This is a genomic window from Streptomyces sp. NPDC007945, assembly GCF_042958885.1.
Lineage (GTDB): Bacteria > Actinomycetota > Actinomycetes > Streptomycetales > Streptomycetaceae > Streptomyces.
Genome location: NZ_JBIBJV010000006.1, coordinates 307,046 through 325,972, shown reverse-complemented (window position 1 = coordinate 325,972; position 18,927 = coordinate 307,046). Strand labels below are relative to the sequence as shown.

General features: G+C 73.9%; 19 protein-coding genes and 1 riboswitch. Of the genes, 8 read left to right on the top strand and 11 right to left on the bottom strand.

Annotation, left to right across the window (positions count from 1 at the left end; all coding sequences use genetic code 11):
• Window positions 1–104 precede the first annotated feature (104 nt).
• The gene (locus ACFZCF_RS21200; RefSeq protein WP_388445796.1) at window positions 105–830 is read left to right on the top strand and encodes a FadR/GntR family transcriptional regulator; all 726 of its coding nucleotides are present in this window, start codon (window positions 105–107) and stop codon (window positions 828–830) included.
• Window positions 831–874: 44 nt separating this feature from the next.
• Here the strand turns inward: ACFZCF_RS21200 and ACFZCF_RS21195 are convergent, their stop codons facing one another.
• Together ACFZCF_RS21195 and ACFZCF_RS21190 are read right to left on the bottom strand one after the other, a co-directional pair.
• A complete protein-coding gene (locus tag ACFZCF_RS21195) occupies window positions 875–1,942 on the bottom strand; it encodes a hypothetical protein (RefSeq protein WP_391287955.1) in 1,068 nt (355 codons plus the stop codon).
• A 296-nt stretch (window positions 1,943–2,238) separates the two neighbouring features.
• The gene (locus tag ACFZCF_RS21190; protein WP_391287953.1) at window positions 2,239–3,480 is read right to left on the bottom strand and encodes an MBL fold metallo-hydrolase; all 1,242 of its coding nucleotides are present in this window, start codon (window positions 3,478–3,480) and stop codon (window positions 2,239–2,241) included.
• Between the two features lie 133 nt (window positions 3,481–3,613).
• Between ACFZCF_RS21190 and ACFZCF_RS21185 the strand changes: the two genes are divergently transcribed.
• Window positions 3,614–4,219, top strand: a complete 606-nt coding sequence (locus ACFZCF_RS21185) for a TetR/AcrR family transcriptional regulator (RefSeq protein ID WP_388445786.1) — start codon at window positions 3,614–3,616, stop codon at window positions 4,217–4,219.
• A 127-nt stretch (window positions 4,220–4,346) separates the two neighbouring features.
• Here ACFZCF_RS21185 and ACFZCF_RS21180 read toward each other — a convergent pair whose 3' ends face one another.
• The 3 genes from ACFZCF_RS21180 to ACFZCF_RS21170 form a co-directional block, all read right to left on the bottom strand.
• On the bottom strand, window positions 4,347–5,264 hold the full coding sequence (locus ACFZCF_RS21180) for an SIMPL domain-containing protein (protein ID WP_391287950.1): 918 nt from the start codon (window positions 5,262–5,264) through the stop codon (window positions 4,347–4,349).
• Window positions 5,265–5,420: 156 nt separating this feature from the next.
• Window positions 5,421–6,458, bottom strand: coding sequence for a DUF6745 domain-containing protein (locus tag ACFZCF_RS21175; protein WP_391287949.1), 1,038 nt, complete (start codon window positions 6,456–6,458; stop codon window positions 5,421–5,423).
• Between the two features lie 35 nt (window positions 6,459–6,493).
• The gene (locus ACFZCF_RS21170; protein WP_391287947.1) at window positions 6,494–6,820 is read right to left on the bottom strand and encodes a hypothetical protein; all 327 of its coding nucleotides are present in this window, start codon (window positions 6,818–6,820) and stop codon (window positions 6,494–6,496) included.
• Between the two features lie 188 nt (window positions 6,821–7,008).
• Between ACFZCF_RS21170 and ACFZCF_RS21165 the strand changes: the two genes are divergently transcribed.
• Genes ACFZCF_RS21165 through ACFZCF_RS21145 form a run of 5 tightly spaced genes read left to right on the top strand, consistent with a single transcriptional unit; the run spans window position 7,009 to window position 12,272 of the window.
• On the top strand, window positions 7,009–7,968 hold the full coding sequence (locus ACFZCF_RS21165) for an STM4015 family protein (protein ID WP_388445774.1): 960 nt from the start codon (window positions 7,009–7,011) through the stop codon (window positions 7,966–7,968).
• Window positions 7,965–9,248, top strand: a complete 1,284-nt coding sequence (locus tag ACFZCF_RS21160; protein ID WP_391287945.1) for an STM4014 family protein — start codon at window positions 7,965–7,967, stop codon at window positions 9,246–9,248. Before ACFZCF_RS21165 ends, ACFZCF_RS21160 begins: the two co-directional genes overlap by 4 nt.
• Before the next feature lie 11 nt (window positions 9,249–9,259).
• Window positions 9,260–10,081, top strand: a complete 822-nt coding sequence (locus tag ACFZCF_RS21155) for an STM4013/SEN3800 family hydrolase (RefSeq protein WP_391288247.1) — start codon at window positions 9,260–9,262, stop codon at window positions 10,079–10,081.
• Complete coding sequence (locus ACFZCF_RS21150) at window positions 10,078–11,415, top strand: STM4012 family radical SAM protein (RefSeq protein ID WP_391287943.1); 1,338 nt, start codon at window positions 10,078–10,080, stop codon at window positions 11,413–11,415. The genes ACFZCF_RS21155 and ACFZCF_RS21150 overlap by 4 nt, the downstream gene beginning before the upstream one ends.
• 8 nt (window positions 11,416–11,423) lie before the next feature.
• A complete protein-coding gene (locus ACFZCF_RS21145) occupies window positions 11,424–12,272 on the top strand; it encodes an STM4011 family radical SAM protein (RefSeq protein WP_388445765.1) in 849 nt (282 codons plus the stop codon).
• Window position 12,273: 1 nt separating this feature from the next.
• Here ACFZCF_RS21145 and ACFZCF_RS21140 read toward each other — a convergent pair whose 3' ends face one another.
• Both ACFZCF_RS21140 and ACFZCF_RS21135 read right to left on the bottom strand, forming a co-directional pair.
• Window positions 12,274–13,086 (bottom strand): SGNH/GDSL hydrolase family protein, encoded by an 813-nt coding sequence (locus tag ACFZCF_RS21140; protein WP_388445762.1) that lies wholly within the window; start codon window positions 13,084–13,086, stop codon window positions 12,274–12,276.
• Window positions 13,087–13,245: 159 nt separating this feature from the next.
• Window positions 13,246–14,205, bottom strand: a complete 960-nt coding sequence (locus ACFZCF_RS21135; RefSeq protein ID WP_391287941.1) for a peptidoglycan DD-metalloendopeptidase family protein — start codon at window positions 14,203–14,205, stop codon at window positions 13,246–13,248.
• A gap of 4 nt (window positions 14,206–14,209) precedes the next feature.
• Window positions 14,210–14,366: riboswitch (cyclic di-AMP (ydaO/yuaA leader) on the bottom strand.
• 393 nt (window positions 14,367–14,759) lie between these two features.
• Here ACFZCF_RS21135 and ACFZCF_RS21130 point away from each other — a divergent pair.
• Window positions 14,760–15,581 (top strand): tyrosine-protein phosphatase, encoded by an 822-nt coding sequence (locus ACFZCF_RS21130; protein WP_391287939.1) that lies wholly within the window; start codon window positions 14,760–14,762, stop codon window positions 15,579–15,581.
• Between the two features lie 19 nt (window positions 15,582–15,600).
• On the opposite strand, the gene ACFZCF_RS21125 is transcribed toward ACFZCF_RS21130, so the two are convergent.
• The 4 genes from ACFZCF_RS21125 to hpnH all read right to left on the bottom strand — a co-directional run bounded on the left by ACFZCF_RS21125 (window position 15,601) and on the right by hpnH (window position 18,920).
• Window positions 15,601–15,783, bottom strand: a complete 183-nt coding sequence (locus tag ACFZCF_RS21125; RefSeq protein WP_388445753.1) for a DUF6126 family protein — start codon at window positions 15,781–15,783, stop codon at window positions 15,601–15,603.
• A 20-nt stretch (window positions 15,784–15,803) separates the two neighbouring features.
• Window positions 15,804–16,433 carry a helix-turn-helix domain-containing protein gene (locus ACFZCF_RS21120; RefSeq protein WP_391287937.1) on the bottom strand — a complete coding sequence of 210 codons (630 nt, stop codon included), beginning with the start codon at window positions 16,431–16,433 and terminating at the stop codon, window positions 15,804–15,806.
• A gap of 74 nt (window positions 16,434–16,507) precedes the next feature.
• A complete protein-coding gene (locus tag ACFZCF_RS21115) occupies window positions 16,508–17,893 on the bottom strand; it encodes an aminotransferase class III-fold pyridoxal phosphate-dependent enzyme (protein ID WP_391287935.1) in 1,386 nt (461 codons plus the stop codon).
• 10 nt (window positions 17,894–17,903) lie between these two features.
• Complete coding sequence (gene hpnH / locus ACFZCF_RS21110; RefSeq protein WP_388445744.1) at window positions 17,904–18,920, bottom strand: adenosyl-hopene transferase HpnH; 1,017 nt, start codon at window positions 18,918–18,920, stop codon at window positions 17,904–17,906.
• Window positions 18,921–18,927: the final 7 nt, after the last annotated feature.

The window sequence follows — 18,927 nt, the reverse complement described above, 5'->3', positions numbered from 1 at the left end:
CGGGATACTTTCTCTCCGAGAACAAATCCGGCCCGCACGCCCAGCCGCACCCCGGACCACCGCACCCGCCCCTCACCGGGCACGACCGAGAATCAGGTGACCCCATGCAGCTCGGTGCCCTGCGCCCCAGCCCCCTCGTCGAGCAGGCGGCCGAGCGGCTGCGCGAGCAGATCACCTCGGGCCACTGGCCCGTCGGCACCCGACTGCCCGGCGAGACCACTCTGGCCAAGGAGCTGGGCGTCGGCCGCTCCACCGTCCGCGAGGCGCTGCGCGCGCTCGCCGGCGCCGGGCTCGTCCAGCCGCGCCAGGGCGCCGGGGTCTTCGTGACGGCGACCCGCCCGGTCGAGGACTGGCCGACCCGGCTGCGGAAGGCCGCCGTCAGTGACGTCTACGAGGTCCGGATGCTGGTCGAGGTCCAGGCGGCCCGGCTGGCCGCACTGCGCCGCACCGACGCCGACATCGAGGCCATGCGGGAGGCGCTGGGCGGGCGGCGCGCGGCGGCGGAGGGCGACGACGCCGGCTTCGTGGACGCCGACATCCGGGTCCACGCCGCCCTGATCGCGGCCGCCCACAATCCCGTACTGACCGATCTCTTCGCGGAGTTCGCACCCGCGCTGCGTCAGGGCCTGATCGACCTCCTCGACCTGCTCGCCCTGCGCGCCGGCGAGCCGCGCCACGGCGAGGACTCCCACATCGCCCTCGTGGCCGCGGTGGAGGCCGGCGACGCCGACGAGGCGGCCCGCCTCGCCCAGACCGAACTGGAGTCAACCCTCGCCCTCCTGCTCGGCCCCGGCGCCCCGGGCGGTCCGGGCGGCGACGCACGACGCTAGCGGCCGACGAGGACGGCAGCGCAAACGGGGCCGAGGCCGGTCACTCAAAGCGAGAAGGCCCAGGGGTCGTCGTACGGTTCGGGCTTTTCGGCGTGGAGCATGCAGCGGATACAGCGCGAGAGTCCCGGTTCACCGGCTCCGGCGGCGGCGTACATCCACGGCAGAGTGTCCAAGGCGTGCGCACGTTCTTCTGTGGCGAAGGTGTCGACGGTCTGGTGCAGGTCCTCGGGGGCGGGTTCGTCCGTGAGGCAGAGCCAGCCGATTGCCGCGGCCAGGCGGACTTCGGGGGCCTCTGTCCGGTCTTGCCACCGCTCGCGGAACCACGAGACGGCCGGCGGCTGTACGTGCGCTCGGGCGGTCTCGGCGACGGCGAGGAGCAGGGCGGCGCGGACCATGGCGTCATGCTCGGCGGCGAACCTGGCGGCAAGGGCGGTTCGGACCACGAGGTCGGGGTCGGCGGCCGTGGCCAGGGCGTAGGCGGCGTCGATACGGATGGTGGGGTCGGAGTCGTTGAGAAGCGGCAGGAGTACGGGCGTTCCGGCCGTGATCGCGGCGCGGGCGGCGGCCACCGACCAGCCTGCCGGGTAGCCGGTCACCTCGACGCCGTAGTCGTCGTGGTCGCCGGGAGCGTGGCGCCGAGGATCGTTGCGGTGGATCAGGAGTTCATCGCGGGAGGCGACGCCGAAGTGCCGAGCTCGGGCCGGGCCGGAGAGTATGGCGAGGGCGGCGGCACGGTGTGGGTGGTGGCCATCGGTGGCGATGGGAATCAGGAACGGTACGGCCAGGGCGGCGGCGGCCCGGCTGTCGTCGGCACACAGGCCCCCCAGCCCGCCCGTCGCCCGGCCAGCGGGGTCCTCGCCGGCGCGCAGCAGGCGAACGGCCTCCCGGGCATCGTCGCCATGCGGGAAGTTCCCCCACGGGACGGCGTCGAGGAGCAACGTGCTGTGGGCGCCAGCCTGGATGCCGGCCACCACCGCCCGCACATCGAACGCGCCTCCCGCGAACGAGGCCAGATCCGCTCCGTCCACCAGCGCCCGGCACATCGCAAACGTCGGATCGCTCCGCCAATCCCTCACACCACGCCCCCATCGAATCCCCAGAGACTCGATCACGCCTTGCCCGACCGCCTCCGCCGGCCGACTGCGGGAAAGGGAACATCCCGACACCCACGAAACCGCCAAGCATCCAGAAGATCCGTACGAAACTGCGGCTCAGCGACCGACGATGCGCGTTCGGACCACAACCCGCGACGGGCCCTGCGAGGTCGGCAAGGGCCTGAACCGCTGGACGACGGCCGCTCGCTCCCTGCGGGGTGCCCCGTCCAATGCCCGCAGCACACGGTCACGCCCCTCGGACGGGAGACCCTCCAGCATCCGCGCGACCTCGGCAAGATCGTCCCCGACCGACGTCACCACTCGCCCGCGAGATCGAGATCGTCGCTACGCGGCTCGGCAACGACCTCAGCAGGCCGGGGCCGACGCCACGGCTGCGCGATCGAATGGGACACAGCCCGCCACCACGGCTCCTCGGGCAGCTTCCCCGCCGGCTCGAAGGGCTCACCGGGACGGGGGAACGCCACCGCCTGGCCGACTTCCTCGCACTCGTACTTCGTCCACTCCCCCGGCTCCGCCCACGCATGCGGAGCCAGGTTGAACGTTCCCCAGTGGATCGGCAGCATCACCCCGCCCGGGGCGCCTCCCTGCAGGTCAAGGTGGGCCTGCACCCCCTTGGCGGGCGACATGTGAATGTCCGGCCACGCGCCGGGAAGCGGCGTATGGTCCGTGTGGTTCTTGGGCCAGAACTCGGAGTAGGCCCCGATCTGGATCATGGTGACGTCGAAGGGGCCGTGGGCGGCGCCGATCTCCCGGAAGCCCCGGAAGTAGCCGGTGTCGCCGCTGTGGAAGATCCGGTGGCGGGGGCCGCGGACCGACCAAGAGGCCCAGAGGGTGTGCTGCTGGTTGCGGATGGCCCGGCCGCAGAAGTGGCGGGCCGGGGTGGCGGTGAGGGTGACGCCGCCGACCTCGGTGGCCTCGTGCCAGTCCAGCTCGCGCAGCCGGGAGGCGGGGACGCCCCAGCGCTCCAGGTGGGCACCGACGCCGAGCGGCACGGCGAAGACGGTGTCCGTGGCGGCCAGCGCCTTGATCGTCGGCAGGTCGAGGTGGTCGTAGTGGTCGTGGGAGATCACGACCACGTCGACCAGCCCGAGCGCGCCGAGCGGCGCGGGCGCCGGGTGGAGCCGCTTGGGACCGACGAAGGAGAACGGCGAGCAGCGCTCTCCCCAGACCGGGTCGAAGAGGATCCGTACGCCGTCGATCTCGGCGAGCACGCTGGAGTGGCCCAGCCACGTGATCCGCAGGCCGCTCGGGGCGGGGCGGGCCAGGTCGGCCACGGTCGTCGGGTGCACGGGGATCACCCCGGCCGGGGCCCGGCGGGCGCGTGCCTCCCGCTCGAAGTAGATCTTCATCAGGTCGGCGGTGGAGCCGGAGGGGCCCCGACGGGCCTTCTCGGGGTTCTGGAAGACCCCGTCGGCGAAGTGCGGCGAGCGGTGGATGCGGGCCAGCCGCTCCCCCGCGGGCTCTGCGCCGAAGGACTCGGGCCGCAGAGCCCGCAGCCGGGCCCGCAGCGAACGGTCGGAGCCGGTACCGGTCACAAGTCCTCCTGAACTCTGGGGATCGTTCCATTATGGTCGGACCGCGAGGCGGACGGGCGGGCGTGCGACCGGGTGACCGAACGAACACCAGAGGTGATCATGGCTCCGTCATGCGCTGTGTAGGCTGCTCGACGTGGCGAGAGTGCGGTTGAGCGTGGCCGAGCGGCGGGAGGAGCTGCTGCGGGCCGCCGTCGAACAGATCGAGGCCCGGGGCGCCACCGCCGTCCGGATCGCCGACGTGGCCGAGGCCCTCGGCGTCAGCAACGCGCTCGTGCTCTACCACTTCTCCACCAAGGAGCAACTGGTCGCGGCGGCCTTCGCGCACGCCGCCGAGATCGAGCTCGACGAGCTGCGCCGGATCCTCCGCCGCCGCTCGACGGCGGTGCGGCGACTGCGCGCCGCCATCCGCTGGTACGCCCCGCAGGGGAAGGCCGAGGGCTGGCGGCTGTGGATCGAGGCCTGGGCGGCCGGTCTGCGCGACCCCGAGCTGCGCCGGGTCGCCGCCTCGCTCGACGAGGAGTGGCGGCGGGCGCTGGCCGCCGTGATCGAAGAGGGGGTCGCCGCCGGCGAGTTCTCCTGCCCTGACCCGGCGGGCGCCGCCTGGCGGCTCACCGCCTTGCTGGACGGCCTGGCCATCCAGACGACGGTCTACACCGGGGGCCTCTCCCGCGCGGCGATGCTCCGCTGGGCCGACGCCGCCCTCGACCGCGAACTGGCCCTCCCCCCGCCCACCCCCTGAGCGACGGCCACCCGCCCCGGGGGCCCGACCCGAGCCCGCGGACCGGGCCGCCCCGCGGCGCGGCCGACGCCGTCCCGTGCCCGTCCGATGCTCGTCCCCTGCACGGCCGACGGGCCGGAGCGGGGAATCAGAGGAGTTCGTAGACCGCCGAGACCGTCACCTGCTCCTCGATCTCGCCTGGGGCGAGGGGCACGTTCTGCTCGTCGGCCGGGAGGGACGGGAGGGTGCCCTGGCCGGGGCGCAGCGAGTCGCCCTCGCTGAGCGAGACCAGTCGGCCGAGGCGGTGGCCGCTCAGCCGGGCGTGCTGGGAGGCCTTCTCGTACGCGTCCCGGTAGGCGGCCTCGCGGGCCTTGGCGCGCAGTTCCTTCGGGTCGGCCACGTCGAAGACGACGCCGTGGACGCGGCCGGCGTTCCCGGAGGCGCCGTTGACGGCGCCGGTGACCTGGCCGGCCCGGTCGATGTCCCGGACCTTCACGGAGAAGGTCTGGCTCGCCTGGTAGCCCGTCACCTTGGACTCGCCGCCGGTCGTCTGGGTGTAGACGGGGTTGAGGGACAGGCTGTCGGTGCGGATGTCCCGGTCCTCGACGCCCTCCTGGCGCAGGACGGCGAGCAGCGTCTTCGCCGCGGTGTTCTGCGCCGCCATCGCCTCCTTCGCCGTCGGCTTGGTGACCTCCACGCCCACCGAGAGGATCGCGAGGTCGGGGGCGGCGGTGGCGCTCCCGCTGCCCGTGACGGTGACGGTCGCCGGCGCTTCGGCCCGGGCGGCGGCCGCGCGCGGGGCGGGACGCTCCGGCGCGGCGGCGAGCGCGGGCGAGGCGGTGCCCAGGAGGAGCGCTCCGAGGAGCGCGGTGCCCGCGCCGGCGGTGAGCAGGCGGGCGGCGCGGTTCGGGAGGGTGGGCGCGGGGCGGTGCGGCACGGGCGGTCCCTTCGACGGTGGAGTGCCGGTGGCTCCGGCGGGCACATCCCAGCACCCGGGGCCGCCGGCGCTCGGCTGCCACTCCTGACCGGCGCCGTCCTTCACCTCTCCGTACCAGCGGATTTCCATCCGAGCGGTTCCCCGTACCAGCGGTTCTCCGTATCAGCGATTCCCCGTACGAGCGGTTTCCCGTATCAGCGGACTTCCATCCGAGCGGCTCCCCGTACCGGCGGTTCTCCATCCGAACGGTTCTCCGCACGAGCGGCCCCCGCCCCGCCCCGTGCCTCAGGTCTGGACGAGCGGTTCGTACGCCTCCGCGTCCAGGCCGAAGGTCCAGGCGACGCCCTCGCGGGCGGTCCGGGTGCCGGGTGGCACCCGGAGCCAGTACGTGCGGTGGCTGCCGTCCGGCTCCGGCGTCGAGTTGACCACCTCGACCATGACGACGTCCTCGTCGTCGCCGAGTTCGATCCGCCACAGCACCCCCGCCTCGTCGCGGCCCTCGGGGCGGGCCCCGGAGGCGTCGAGGTAGCGCTCGTAGCCGTAGAACTCCAGCATCACGCGCCGCAGTTCGGCGTTCTCCTCGTCGCGGATCCGCTGCGGGGTGAGGTCCGCGAGTCCCGCCAGGAACTCGGCCGTGACGGGCATGCCGCGCCAGGCGTGGAGGGCGAAGCCGTCCCGGTGGGCGAGGGCCGGGCCGTCGCCCCGGTCGAGCCGCCCGGCCTCGTCCCGGTGGAGGGCGACGGGGCGTTCGCAGACGACGGCGACCTTCTCGTACGGCCACCACCAGCCGGCCTGCTCGGCGACCGCGGCGAGTCCGGCGAGCCGGGTGCCGCGCCCGTCGAAGGCGGCGAGCCAGGCGGCGTCCTGCTGGCCGAGGACCGCGTCGTACAGCAGTTCCCGGCCCGCGGGCCGGGTGAGCGCGCCGGGGTCCTCCCGGCTTCCGAGCGCGTCGAGGACGCCGGTCCTGATCCGCTCGGCGAGCGACCGCGCCGGGTCCCAGAGGCGGGCTCCGGTGGCCTGCCAGTGCGCCGTCCACCCGGCGGGGCCCAGCTCGTCGTGGAGGCGGCGGCGCTCCTCCGCCCAGGGCAGCGTCCGCACCTCCTCGCGCACCGACCGGCCCCGGTCGGCGAGGCCGGCGACCAGTTCGACCCCGGCGAGCGGCGAGTCCGCCCACACCATCCGCTCGGGCGCGGGCAGCCCCGCGAAGGCGTAGGCGAGCCGGACACCGGCCTCCGCGGCCTTCCGGTCGGCCGGCCCGGTGGCGGCCGCGACGGCCCGCCACTTCTCGTACGCGTCGCCCTGGTCCATCGTCCTGTCCCCCATGTCCGTCCGTTCCTCCGCCACCGTCCGGTGCCGTCTCAGTCCGCCACGATCCGGTACGCGCCCGGCACGTACTCGCGCTGCCGCACCACCCGGTACCAGCCCCTCGGCAGGACGATCGGCGCGTGCTCCTCGTGCACCAGCCGTCCGCCCTCGGGCAGTTCGAGCAGGAACAGGCCGTACGGGCCCGGCTCCCGCACGAGCCGGCCGGGGCCCGGGACCGCGTGGGCGTGTCCGGTGACCTCGCCGAAGGCGAGCACGAGCCTTCCCCGGCCGTCCCTCGGCTCGCTCGGCGCGTCCTTCGCCCGGGCGGGCACGGCCCGCTCGTCGACGGGCACGATCAGCACGTCCCCCTGCCGGTACATGGCTCTCCCCTTCCGGTCCGGAACCCGGTGCCCGAACACGGGAACGACGCTAGGGGCCACCACTGACAACGCCCCCGATCGTCCCCGGGCCCGGCCCGTGGCGGCCCCCGGCCGTCCGCGCTGTCGGTGCCGCTTGGTACAACTCTTGGCGTCACGCCCGTACCGCCGTCCGCGTCTGGAGCACCGTCATGACCATTGGGGCCTACCTGGAGGAGTTCCACGGCCTCCCCGTCTTCGACCTCCCGGACGCCGAGTCGGGCGTCGCGCTGCCCGACCCGGCGTCCGTCGCCTGGCGGCTGTCCAGCCCGACCTACCGCGACGACGACGAGGAGAGCTGGGGCGCCGTCTTCGACCGCTTCCTGAAGACCGTCGACACCGCGCGGGTCCGCGCCGTCGTCGTGGGCGGCTGGGAGGACGCGTACGAGACCTCCTCGGCCGCCGTCGTCACCGCGCTCATCGGCGCCAACGACCGGCTGACCGCCCTGGAGGCGGTCTTCCTCGGCGACATGACCATGGAGGACTGCGAGATCTCCTGGATCGTGCAATCGGACGTGACGCCGCTGCTCGCCGCCTACCCGGCGCTGCGGGAGCTCGGCGTGCGCGGCGGCACCGGGCTCGTCTTCCCGCCGGTGCGCCACACCGGTCTGCGGACCCTGGTCGTGGAGACCGGCGGGCTCGGCGCCGCGGTCGTCCGCGGCATCGCCGGCAGCGACCTGCCGGCCCTGGAGCGCCTCGAACTGTGGCTGGGGACCGACGAGTACGGCGGTGACTCCTCGCCCGGCGACCTGGCGCCGCTGCTCTCCGGCGAGGCCTTCCCCGCCCTGCGCAGCCTCGGTCTGTGCAACAGCGTGATCCAGGACCAGGTGGCCGCCGCCGTGGCGAGCGCCCCGGTCGTCGCCCGCCTCGACCGGCTCGACCTCAGCATGGGCGTGCTCACCGACGAGGGCGCGGCCGCGCTGCTCGACGGCCAGCCGCTGACCCACCTCACGGAGCTGGACCTGGAGCACCACTACCTCTCGGAGGCGATGGGCGAGCGGCTCACCGCCGCGCTCGCCCCCCACGGGGTGCGGGTCGTCCTGGACGACCCGCAGACCCCGGAGGACGACGGCGACGGGGACGTCTGGCGCTACGTCGCCATCGCCGAATGACCCCGCGCCCGCGCCTCGTGGTCGTCGGCGACCCGACGGGCCGTCGCGTCGCGTTCTTCCAGGACGCGCTGCGCGCCGCCGGACTGCCCGGGGCGCGGGCCGTGGCGTGGACGGACGTCCTGCGCGGGCGGGTCCGCTTCGCGGCGGGCGAGACCGTGCGGGTCGACTCGCCCGGCGAGGTGCCGGAGGTCGAGCTGCTGCTGCGCGGCACGGACGATCCGGCCCGGGTGGAGGGGGGACGGCTCTGGTACGAGCGGTTCACCACCGCCCTCGCCGGGCTCGCCGCCGAGGCGGACCGCGCCGGCGCGGTGCTGGTCGACGACCCGGCGGAGACGGCGGTCCTCTTCGACAAGCGGCTCACCCACGGCCGGCTCGACGCGGCCGGGGTGCCCGTCCCCGCCTCGCCGACCTCCGGTCCCGGCGGGGCGCCGGTGCGGGGCTGGGACGACCTGGTGGCGCTGATGGCCGGGTCCGGACTGCGCCGGGTGTTCGTCAAGCCGGCCCACGGCTCCTCCGCCTCCGGGGTGCTGGCGGTGGAGACGGCCGGCGGGGGCCGGGTGCAGGCCGCCACCTCGGTGGAGCGGGACGGTGCCGGACGGCTCTTCAACTCGCTGCGGGTGCGCCGCTACACCGGCGCGCGGGAGGTCGGCGCGCTGGTCGACGCGCTCGCCCCGGACGGGCTGCACGTGGAGCGCTGGCTGCCGAAGGCGGTCCAGGGCGGCCGTGCGGCGGACCTGCGGGTGGTGGTGACCGGCGGGCGCGCCACCCACGCGGTGGTCCGCACCAGCCGTTCGCCGCTGACCAATCTGCACCTCGGCGGCGCCCGCGGCGACCTCGCCGCCGCCCGGGCGTCGATCGCCGCGGCCGGCGGCCGCTGGGAGGACGCGGTCGCCGTCTGCGAGGACGCGGCGGCGGCCTTCCCCGGCACCCGCTGCGTCGGGGTGGACCTGCTGCCGGGCGCGGGATGGCGTCGCTTCGCGGTCGGCGAGGTCAACGCCTTCGGGGACCTGCTGCCCGGCCTCACCGGCCTGGCGGGCAGCGGCACGGAGGGCCTGGACACCTACGGCGCCCAGGTCGCCGACCTGCTGAGGCACCCACCCGCACCGCTCCCCACCCCCACCCGCGCACCCACCGACACCTCCGGCCCCGGCCCCGGCCCCGGCATCACCCACCCACGCGCCCCGGGCCCACGCACCACCGGACCACGCGCCCCCGGCCCTCGCGCCACCGCCCCCCGCACCTCCGGTCTCCGCACCACAGGAACGAGCACCACCCCGTGAACCAGCCCGACATGAACGCGGTCGTCGGCAGCCACGACCTTCTCCTGGTCACCCTCGACACCCTCCGGTACGACGTGGCCGCCGAGCTGGCCGCCGCCGGCCGCATACCGAACCTGGCCCGGCACCTGCCGGGCGGCCGCTGGGAGCGCCGGCACGCGCCCGGCAGCTTCACCTACGCCTCCCACCAGGCGATCTTCGCGGGCTTCCTGCCGACTCCGGCCGCGCCGGGACCCCACCCGCGGCTCTTCGCGGCGCGGTTCGCGGGCAGCGAGACCACCGCCGACGGCACCTATGTGTACGACGCCCCGGACCTGGTGACGGCGCTCGCCGCCGACGGCTACCGGACGGTGTGCGTCGGCGGCGTCGGCTTCTTCGACAAGCGGCCGCCGCTCGGCTCGGTCCTGCCCGGCCTCTTCCAGGAGAGCCACTGGGAGCCGTCCTTCGGGGTCGCCTCCCCGACCTCCTTCGAGGCGCAGGTGGCCCGGGCCGAGGAGGTGGTGGCCGCGCTGCCGGCCGACCGCCGGCTCTTCCTCTTCGTGAACGTGGCGGCGCTGCACCAGCCGAACTGGTTCCACCTGCCGGGCGCCACCCGCGAGGCGGGCGACACCCGGGCCACCCACGCGGCGGCCCTGGAGTACGTCGACCGGCACATCGGGCGGCTCTTCGCGGCGATGAGCAGCCGCCGCCGCTGCTTCGCGATCGTCTGCTCGGACCACGGCACGGCGTACGGCGACGACGGCTACGCGGGCCACCGGCTCGGCCACGAGGTCGTGTGGACGGTGCCGTACGCCCAGTTCACGCTGGACGGTCCGGCCGAGGGGGCCGCCGCGTGACCGCCGCCCCGCTCCCCCGCCCGTACCGCTCCTACGTCTACGCCTATCCGCACAAGACGGCGTACCGCCCGCTGCCGGAGCGGCCGGAGCTGGCGGTGCTCTGGGCGGACGAGCCGAAGGACGCCCTCTCGCTCTACGCGCACGTGCCGTTCTGCGAGGTCCGCTGCGGCTTCTGCAACCTCTTCACCCGGATCGGCGCCCCCGGCGAGCTGACCACCCGCTATCTCGACGCGCTGGACCGGCAGGCGGTCGCCGTCCGGGAGGCGCTCGGCGACGCGGCGCCGGTGCGGTTCGCGGCGGCGGCGTTCGGCGGCGGCACGCCGACCTTCCTGACCGCCGCCGAACTGGAGCGGCTCTGCGACATCGCCGAGCTCCGCATGGGCGCGGACCTGCGGGCGGTGCCGCTCTCCGTCGAGACCTCGCCGGCGACCGCGACCGCCGACCGGCTCGCGGTCCTCGCCGGCCGGGGCGCGACCCGGCTGAGCATCGGGGTGCAGAGCTTCGTGGACGCCGAGGCGCGGGCGGCGGTCCGGCCGCAGCGGCGGGCCGACGTGGAGGCGGCGCTCGGCCGGATCCGGGACGCCGGGGTGCCGGTGCTCAACATCGACCTCATCTACGGCATCGACGGGCAGACCGAGGAGTCCTGGCGGTACTCGCTGGACGCGGCGCTGGCCTGGCGGCCGGAGGAGCTGTACCTGTATCCGCTGTACGTGCGCCCGCTCACCGGCCTGGGGCGCTCCGGGCCCGCCGAGACGGACGCGGAGTGGGACGCGCGGCGGCTGCGGCTCTACCGGCAGGGCCGGGACCACCTCCTCGCGGCGGGGTACGAGCAGGTGTCGATGCGGATGTTCCGGCGGGCCGGCGCGGCCCCGGTCGGCCCCGACGACCACGCCTGCCAGACGGACGGCATGATCGGTCTGGGCTGCGGCGCCCGCTCGTACACCGCGGCGCTGCACTACTCCTTCGACTACGCCGTCGACATGCGGGAGATCCGCTCGATCATCGACGCGTACACGGAGACCCGGGACTTCTCCCGGGCCGTGGTGGGCCGCTGGGTGGACGGGGCGGAGGCGCGCCGCCGCCACCTGCTCCAGTCGCTGCTCCAGGCGGAGGGCATGGAGCTGGCCGGGTACGAGCAGCGGTTCGGGTCCTCGGCGCGGGAGGACTTCGGCGCGGAGCTCGACCGGTTCGCGGCGTACGGCTGGCTGGACGGCTCGGCGCCGGAGGGGCTGCTCCGACTGTCGCCGGAGGGGCTCGCGTACTCGGACGGGCTCGGCCCGGAGCTGTTCTCCCCCGCCGTACGGGCCGCGATGGCCGCGTACGAGCCGAAGTAGGGCCGGCCGTGGACCTGACGCTGCTGTACCGGGGGCCGCTGGCCTCGTGCGACTACGACTGCCCGTACTGCCCCTTCGCCAAGCGCCGGGACTCGCCGGAGACGCTGCGGGCGGACCGGGCGGCCCTGGAGCGGTTCACCGCGTGGGCGGCGGGGCAGGACGGGGACCGACTGCGGATCCTCTTCACCCCGTGGGGCGAGGGCCTCGTCCGCTCCTGGTACCGGCGGGCGATGGTGGAGCTGTCGCGGCTGCCGCACGTGGAGCGGGTGGCGATCCAGACCAACCTGAGCTGCCGGACCTCCTGGCTGGACGAGGCGGACCTGGACGCGCTGGCGCTGTGGTGCACGTACCACCCCGGCCAGACGCCGTACGACCGCTTCCTCGGCAAGGCGCTCGACCTGGCGGCCCGGGGCGTCCGCTTCAGCGTGGGCGTGGTGGGGCTGCCCGAGCACCACGCGGAGGCGCTGCGGCTGCGGGCGGCGCTGCCGGACCACGTCTACCTGTGGGTGAACGCCGCCGAGGGGCACACGTACACCGACGCGGAGGCGGCCGCGTGGACGGGCGTCGACCCGCTCTTCGGCTACAGCCGGCATCCGCACCGCTCGGCGGGGCTGCCCTGCCGGACCGGCGAGTCGGTGGTGTCGGTGGACGGCGCGGGGACGGTGCGCCGCTGCCACTTCGTCAGGGCCGAGCTCGGCAACCTGTACGACGGTTCGTACCGCGCGGCCCTGCGGCCCCGGGCCTGCCCCCTCGCCGTCTGCGACTGCCACATCGGCTACGTCCACCTGGAGACGCTGCCGCTGTACGACGTCTTCGCCGGCGGGGTCCTGGAACGGATCCCCGCCGGCCGCCCCTGATCTACAGGGGCATGAGGTCGGGGCGCTTGGCCGCGACGTGGTCGCCGGAGCTCTCGCCGCGCAGCCGCCGTCCGATCCACGGCACCAGGTACTCGCGCGCCCAGTGGATGTCGTCGCGGCGGACCTCCAGGGGCCCGCGGGCGGGCAGCGGCGGCCACGCCTGGTCCGGGTCGGCGGGCACCGGCAGGCCGAGGACCTGGGCGGCGCGCAGCGCGACCCGGGTGTGGCCCTCGGGCGAGAGGTGCAGCCGGTCGTCGTCCCAGGCCCGCCGGTCCTGCACCGACCTCAGCGACCACAGGTCGAGGACCGGGCAGTCGTAGCGGTCGGCGATGGCGCGGACGTGGGCCGTGTACGTGGCGATCTTGCCGCGCAGGTGCTTGAGGACCGGTACGTCACGGGTGTCGAATCCGGTGGTCACCATGACGGTGCCGACGGCGGAGGTGAGGTCCCGCACCGCCCGCTCGAACCGCTCGGCGACGTCGTCGGGGTCGGTGCCGGGGCGGATGATGTCGTTGCCGCCCGCGCAGAACGTGACCAGGTCGGGCGCGAGCTCCTTGGCCCGGGGGACCTGCTCGCTCACGATCTGGTCGAGGAGGCGGCCGCGGACCGCGAGGTTGGCGTAGCGGAACTCCTGGTGGTCCGGCAGCTGGTCGGCGAGGAGCACCGCGAAGCGGTCCGCCCAGCCGACGTAGGTCCCGTCCGGTCCCGGGTCTCCGACGCCCTCGGTGAAGCTGTCGCCGATCGCCGCGTACGACCCGATTCCCCCGACCGCCCCGAACACGTTCTCTTCTGTTGCTTTCGAATCGTCTGCCACGACAGCACATCCTTCCTTTTCGGATGTGACCTACGCGACCGTAAGGAGGGGTTGACGACGGGTGATATATGCCACCGATAAAGAATTTGCCAAGCCCGGAACAGGGCGAGGGCCCGGCACGTACGTGCCGGGCCCTCGGTGGCCGTGGGGCCGGTCGCGTCAGATCGCGACGCCGTGCTGGCGCAGGTAGGCCAGCGGGTCGATGTCCGCGCCGTAGCTGGGCGAGGTGCGGATCTCGAAGTGCAGGTGCGGGCCGGTCGAGTTGCCGGTGGAGCCGGAGAGACCGATCTGCTGGCCGCCGCTCACCGACTGGCCGGCGGAGACGGCCAGGGAGGAGAGGTGGGCGTACTGCGAGTAGTTGCCGTCGGCGTGCTGGATGACGACCTCGTTGCCGTAGGCGCCGCTCCAGCCGGCGGAGACGACCGTGCCGGCGCCGACGGCGCGGACGGTGGTGCCGGAGGAGGCGATGAAGTCGGCACCGGTGTGGTAGCCGGAGGACCACATGGAGCCGGAGGCGCGGTACGGGGTGGAGACGCCGCCGGTGACCGGGGCGACCCAGCCGGTGGCGGCCGGGGCGGCGGCCGGGGCCGCGGCGCGCTCGGTGGAGCGGGAGGCGCGGGTCTGCTCGGCGGCCTTCGCCTTGGCCTTCGGGGCGGCCTTGACGGCGGCCTTCGGGGCGGCGGCCTTCGGCGCGGCCGACTGGGCGGCGGGCTTCGGGGCCGCGGCCCCGGCGGGGTTCTTGGCGCCGAGGGTGAGCTTCATGCCCGGAAGGATCAGCGAGGGGTTCTCGCCGACGACCTGCCGGTTGTCGGCGTAGAGCCGCTTCCAGCCGCCGGCGACGTCGTGGTCGGCGGCGATCTTGGACAGGTAGTCGCCGGCGACGACGGAGTACGTGGTCGGGGCGGCGGCGGCCTTGGCGGCCGGGGCGGCCTGGACCTGGGCCTGCGCGGTGGCGGCCACGGTGCCGGCGACGGCGGCCGGGGCGGCCTGCTCGGCGGCGTGGGCGCCGGTCGCGCCGAACAGCGGCAGGGCGACGACGGCGCCACCGGTGCCGGCGGCGACGAGGCCACGGGTGATCAGGGTGGACTTCTGGCGGCGGTGCTTACCCTTTGCGGGCATGGCGAATTCCTCTCCGGCGCCTGCGAGGTGAGCTGTCGGGTTCGGACTGGAGATGTCCGGCCGCGATTCTCACGCGACTTCACCCCGAGCCGTCCTGCGTCGCGGGACCGGCGTACTTCCTTGGGTCCCCCGCTCCTGCCACGCGTGGACGGGTGTGAATTCCGGACGGTGGCAGGATTCGGCGGTCCGACCGGATTGACGGCGACGCTAGACGAGCGGGGTCGGCGGGAACAAGCCACGGAATTCGACGGGCATTCCGGGACGATCTTCGGGCCCGAAATTCCGGTCACCCTCCGTGGATGACGGCCCCTCGAAACCCTTTTCAGGGCGGGTGGTTGGCCGGGGCGGTCGGCCACGATCCGTCACTTCTATGACCCTGCTCACGCACGGAATTCCATCTCCCCCTCAACCAGGGCTTGTTATACCAAGACCTTCCAATACGGACAGATCGCCCATTACCGGCCAGGGGGGTGCGCGGCGACCCGCCCGCCGGGATGATTGCCGGGGGAACCGATCTCGTACGGCCCCGTGAACGCCTACCCCCAGGAGCATCCGTGACGCAGCAGCTGCCGCAGGTCCAGCCCCTCGACTCCGGCGAGCCCGAGCTCGCGGCGGTCCGCAACTTCCGTGACGTGGCCGGGCTGCCCACCACCGACGGACGCGCGGTCCGGCCCGGCGTCCTCTTCCGCAGCGGTCACCTCGCCGAGGCCACCGAGTCCGACGCGGCCTTCCTCTCCGGCCTCGGCCTGCACACGATCTTCGACTTCCGCAACGAGGCCGACGCCAAGGTGGAGGGCCCGGACGTGGAGCTCCCGGGCGTGCGGAACGTGAACATACCGCTGAGCGACCCGGCGGACGGCAAGGAGTTCTGGCGGATGGTCCGCGAGGGCGACCTCGACACGCTGCGGGGACTGCTCGGCGACGGCAGGGCGGCGGAGCGGATGACCTCCGCGTACCGCCGGATGATCGTGGAGCGGACCGCCGAGCACAGCCGGATCCTGCACTCCCTCGCCGAGGAGGCCGTCCCGGTCCTGATGCACTGCGCGGCCGGCAAGGACCGCGCCGGGCTCTCGATCGCGATCACCCTGCTCGCGCTGGGCGTGGAGCGCGAGGCCATCGAGGCCGACTACGTGAAGTCGGGCGCCCCGCACCGGCGCTACAAGGTGCGCCGCAGCTCCACCGCCCGGGACGCGATGGCGCCCGAGGTGATGGAGCTGCTGAGCCCGCTCTTCGACGCGCGGGTGGAGTACCTGCGGGCCGCCTTCGAGACCATCGAGACGACCTGGGGTTCCGTCGACGCCTACCTGGCGGACGGCCTGAAGCTGGCGCCGGAGACCCGTGAGCGGCTGCGGGAGCGGTTCCTCACGGAGGCGTGAGGCCGCGGGTCCGGCGCGGTCACTGGTTCTGCCCGCCCAGCATGAAGAGCAGGTAGAGGAAGCCGGCGAAGAGGTGACCGGCGATCAGGTAGGCGAAGAGGCGGAGCACCAGCCCCTTGGGGAACTTCCCCTCGCCGCGCTCCTCACCGGTGACCGCGGCGGGCGCCTTGGACGGGGCGGAATTCACTGACTTGTCGGACATGTCGACCAACCCTTCGGGACTCAGCGGGCGTGCGGGGTGCCGCCGCCCAGACACAGCTCGGCGGCCGGGCTCTGCAGGAGCGTGTGGACGAAGAGCACCTCGGCGCCGGCGCGGCCGGCCGCGCCGATCCGGTGCGGGGTGAGCGAGTCGAAGTGCGCGCTGTCCCCGGGGCCGAGCAGGTGGACGGTCTCGCCCAGGGCGAGCCGGACCTCCCCTTCGAGCACGTGCAGCCACTCCTCGCCGGGGTGGACACGCACGATGTCGGCCCGGGTGGCGTAGGGCACGTGGACGCGCAGGCACTGCATGGCCCGGCCCGCGCCGCCCGCCTGCCGGTAGATCCAGCCGTCGGCCTCGACCGGCTCGGAGCGGTCGGCCCGGATCACCGGGTCGCGCTCCGCGGGGGTCTCGCCGAGCAGCTCGGCGACCGTCGTACCGTAGATGCGGGCGAGGGCCAGGAGCATCGGCAGCGAGGGCTGCCGGTTCCCTGTCTCGAGCCGCGAGAGGTGCGCCGGGGAGAGCCCGGCGCGCTGGGCGGCCGCCTCCAGGGTGAACCCCCGGCGCCGGCGCAGCGCCCGCAGCTGCGGGGCGACGTCGGGCACGACCTCGGGGGCGGCGGTGTCCGGGGCGGAGCCCCGGGGGACGTGGTCCATGCGTCCATTCCGCCAGGAACGTGCCTCTGAGGCAAGTTTCTTGCCTCAGAGGCAAAAGCCCGGGACGGCCCGGCTCAGCGCTGCGCCACCGCCTGCCGGACCAGCGTCTTCCCGAAGTCCCACAGCAGCCCGCCGCCGCCGTGGGCGTCCTCCATGACCGCCGTGAAGGCGGTGACGAAGCGGTCCACGTCCGCCTCGTCGATCACCATCGGCGGGATCAACTTGATCACCTCCAAGTGGTCCCCGGAGACCTGGGTGAGGATCCGGTGCCGCTGGAGCAGCGGCACCACCACCATCTGCGCGAAGAGCCCCTTGCGGGCCGTCTGGAGCATCGCCCACCGGCCGCGCAGCGCCAGCGAGCTCGGCCGGCCGAACTCGATCCCGATCATCAGGCCCCGCCCCCGGACCGCGTGGAGCAGCTCGTAGCGGGGCACCAGCTCCTCCAGGCGGCCCTTCAGGAGGCCGCCGACCCGCCGCACGTGCGCCACGGTGCCCTCGGACTCCATCACCGAGAGGACCGCGAGGCCCGCGGCCATCGCCTGGGCGTTGGAGCCGAAGCTGGCCGAGTGGACCAGGACCCGGTCCATGGACGAGTAGACCTTCTTGAAGATCCAGTCCTTGCCGAGGGTGGCGCCGACCGGCACGTAGCCGCCGGAGAGCGCCTTCGCCACGCACACCAGGTCCGGCTCGACGCCGTCCTCGTGCTGGTAGGCGTAGAAGTCGCCGGTCCTGCCGAGGCCGGTCTGCACCTCGTCGGCGATCAGCAGCGCCCCGTGCCGGTGGAGCAGCTCCTGGGCGGCGGCGAGGAAGCCGGGCGGGGCCTCGTGGACGCCCTTGCCCTGGATCGGTTCGACGACGAAGGCGGCCACGTCCCCCTTGCGGAGCTCGCGCTCCAGGGCGTCGAGGTCGCCGAGGGCGACGGCGGTGTCGGGGAGCAGGGGGTCGAATCCGGCCTTGAAGCCCTGCTCGCCGTTGACGGACAGGGCGCCGGTGGTGAGGCCGTGGAAGGCGTGGTCGCAGTAGACGACCCTGGGTCGGCCGGTGGCGTACCGGGCGAACTTCAGCGCGGTCTCGACGGCCTCGGTGCCGCTGTTGCCGAAGAAGACGCGGTCGAGGTGGGGGCTGTGGGCGAGCAGCCGCTCGGCGAGGAGTCCGGGCAGCGGCGGGCAGTCGAAGCGGGTGAGGTCGGGCAGGTCCGCGTCGAGGACGTCGTGCAAGGCCCGGCGGACGACGGGGTGGTGCCGTCCGAGGCCCATGACGCCGAAGCCGGCGAGCATGTCGAGGTGGTCGTTGCCCTCGGCGTCCCAGAAGTGGGCGCCGGCGGCCCGCTCGTAGACCTTGTCGAAGCCGATGGTGTGCAGCATCCGCGGCAGCTGCGGGTTGAGGTGGCGGGCGTGCAGCTCGTACCGCTCGCCGCCGCGCTCGGCGAGCAGGGCCCGCAGGTCGAAGCCGTCGGTCATGGCCCGCCCCTCAGCTCCCGGAGACCGTCTCGCGGACCGCGCGCAGCGACTCCTTGAGGGAGCCCATGGTGGCGAGCACGGCGGTGGGTTCGTAGCCGCAGTGCGCCATGCAGTTGGCGCAGCGCGGGTCCTTGCCGCGGCCGTACTTGTCCCAGTCGGTGTCCTCGACGAGCTCGCGGTAGGTGGGGACGTAGCCGTCGCTCATCAGATAGCAGGGGCGCTGCCATCCGAAGAGGGAGTAGTTGGGGATCGCCCAGGCGGTGCACGGGAAGTCCGCCTTCCCTTCGAGGAAGTCGAGGAAGAGCGGCGAGTGGTTGAGCCGCCAGCGGCGCCGGTTGCCGCCGGCGAAGGCCTTCCTGAAGAGTTCCCTGGTCTGCTCGACGCCGAGGAAGTGTTCCTGGTCGGGCGCCTTCTCGTAGGCGTAGGCAGGCGAGATCATCATTTCGTCGACCTGGAGGTCGTCGTTGAGGAAATTCAGTACCTCGATGATGGTCTGCGGGGTGTCGGTGTTGAAGAAGGTCGAATTGGTGGTGACCCGGAATCCGCGCCGCTTCGCCTCCTTGATCGCCGCCACGGCCTCGTCGAACACGCCCTCCTTCGCCACCGATTCGTCGTGGCGTTCGCGCAGTCCGTCGATGTGGACGGCGAAGGCGAAGTAGGGCGACGGCTTGAAGTCGTCGAGCTTCTTGCGGAGCAGCATCGCGTTGGTGCAGAGGAAGACGTATTTCCGGCGGGCGACCAGCTGGCGGACGATCTCGTGGATCTGGGGGTGCATCAGGGGTTCGCCGCCGGCGATGGAGACCATCGGGGCGCCGGACTCCAGGACGGCGCCGACCGCCTGGGCGACGGGCATCCGCTGCTTGAGGACGCCGGCCGGGTGCTGGATCTTGCCGCACCCCTCGCATTTGAGGTTGCAGGCGTAGAGCGGCTCCAGTTCGACGATCAAGGGGAACTTGTCCCGCTTGCGGAGCTTCTGTTCGAAGAGATAGGTCCCGACCCGGACGGACTGACGGAGCGGCATGGCCATGACCGGC

Bases quoted from the DNA above. Each gene is read 5' to 3' on its own strand.
- ACFZCF_RS21200 (WP_388445796.1), top strand. From the start codon at position 105: ATGCAGCTCGGTGCCCTGCGCCCCAGCCCCCTCGTCGAGCAGGCGGCC.
- ACFZCF_RS21180 (WP_391287950.1), bottom strand. From the start codon at position 5,264: ATGGAAATCCGCTGGTACGGAGAGGTGAAGGACGGCGCCGGTCAGGAG.
- ACFZCF_RS21175 (WP_391287949.1), bottom strand. From the start codon at position 6,458: ATGGGGGACAGGACGATGGACCAGGGCGACGCGTACGAGAAGTGGCGG.
- ACFZCF_RS21170 (WP_391287947.1), bottom strand. From the start codon at position 6,820: ATGTACCGGCAGGGGGACGTGCTGATCGTGCCCGTCGACGAGCGGGCC.
- ACFZCF_RS21165 (WP_388445774.1), top strand. From the start codon at position 7,009: ATGACCATTGGGGCCTACCTGGAGGAGTTCCACGGCCTCCCCGTCTTC.
- ACFZCF_RS21160 (WP_391287945.1), top strand. From the start codon at position 7,965: ATGACCCCGCGCCCGCGCCTCGTGGTCGTCGGCGACCCGACGGGCCGT.
- ACFZCF_RS21155 (WP_391288247.1), top strand. From the start codon at position 9,260: ATGAACGCGGTCGTCGGCAGCCACGACCTTCTCCTGGTCACCCTCGAC.
- ACFZCF_RS21135 (WP_391287941.1), bottom strand. From the start codon at position 14,205: ATGCCCGCAAAGGGTAAGCACCGCCGCCAGAAGTCCACCCTGATCACC.
- ACFZCF_RS21125 (WP_388445753.1), bottom strand. From the start codon at position 15,783: ATGTCCGACAAGTCAGTGAATTCCGCCCCGTCCAAGGCGCCCGCCGCG.
- ACFZCF_RS21120 (WP_391287937.1), bottom strand. From the start codon at position 16,433: ATGGACCACGTCCCCCGGGGCTCCGCCCCGGACACCGCCGCCCCCGAG.
- ACFZCF_RS21115 (WP_391287935.1), bottom strand. From the start codon at position 17,893: ATGACCGACGGCTTCGACCTGCGGGCCCTGCTCGCCGAGCGCGGCGGC.
- hpnH (WP_388445744.1), bottom strand. From the start codon at position 18,920: ATGGCCATGCCGCTCCGTCAGTCCGTCCGGGTCGGGACCTATCTCTTC.